Raw genomic sequence first — 767 nt, forward strand, 5'->3', positions numbered from 1 at the left:
CCCCCGACCCTCTGCTTGTAAGGCAGATGCTCTCCCAGCTGAGCTAAGCCTCCATAATTATGACCCGTAGGGGATACTCTCACTTCGTTCGAGACTGCGAAGCAGTTCCTAACGATGCTCATCCTCCGACGAACCTTTGGGATTCTAATCCCACTCTTTAGTTATTTAAAATAACTATGACCCGTAGGGGATTCGAACCCCTGTTACCTCCGTGAAAGGGAGGTGTCTTAACCCCTTGACCAACGGGCCTTGCTAAAATAATTGTGGCGGAGAGAGAGGGATTCGAACCCTCGAGACGCTTGTGACGCCTACACGATTTCCAATCGTGCTCCTTCGGCCAGCTCGGACACCTCTCCATGGCTCCCCGAACAGGACTCGAACCTGTGACAACTCGATTAACAGTCGAGTGCTCTACCAACTGAGCTATCAGGGAATGGTGGAGCCAAGCGGGATCGAACCGCTGACCTCCTGCTTGCAAGGCAGGCGCTCTCCCAGCTGAGCTATGGCCCCATACGTACTTCTTATTTAATTACTATGGGCCTTGGTGGACTCGAACCACCGGCCTCACCCTTATCAGAGGTGCGCTCTAACCAACTGAGCTAAAGGCCCACATTTATATTCCAAATCCCTACCGAGGGGGCAAAAAAAATACCCCAAAGGGAATCGCTTGGCGGCGTCCTACTCTCCCAGGACCCTGCGGTCCAAGTACCATCGGCGCTAGAGGGCTTAACGGTCGTGTTCGGGATGGGTACGTGTGGAACCCCTCC

At 53.7% G+C, this 767-nt stretch carries 5 tRNA genes and 1 rRNA gene; all 6 read right to left on the minus strand.

The window, feature by feature from the left end:
* Positions 1-177 precede the first annotated feature (177 nt).
* A tRNA-Glu gene (locus tag IEW26_RS30020) sits at positions 178-249 on the minus strand.
* A 15-nt stretch (positions 250-264) separates the two neighbouring features.
* Positions 265-356 (minus strand) — tRNA-Ser (locus IEW26_RS30025).
* A 1-nt stretch (position 357) separates the two neighbouring features.
* A tRNA-Asn gene (locus tag IEW26_RS30030) sits at positions 358-433 on the minus strand.
* A 1-nt stretch (position 434) separates the two neighbouring features.
* Positions 435-510: transfer RNA gene (locus tag IEW26_RS30035), tRNA-Ala, on the minus strand.
* A gap of 25 nt (positions 511-535) precedes the next feature.
* A tRNA-Ile gene (locus IEW26_RS30040) sits at positions 536-609 on the minus strand.
* A gap of 56 nt (positions 610-665) precedes the next feature.
* Positions 666-767: ribosomal RNA gene (gene rrf, locus IEW26_RS30045) — 5S ribosomal RNA — on the minus strand; the annotation flags it as partial.

The organism is Paenibacillus silvae, from assembly GCF_014639235.1.
GTDB classification, from domain to species: domain Bacteria; phylum Bacillota; class Bacilli; order Paenibacillales; family Paenibacillaceae; genus Paenibacillus; species Paenibacillus silvae.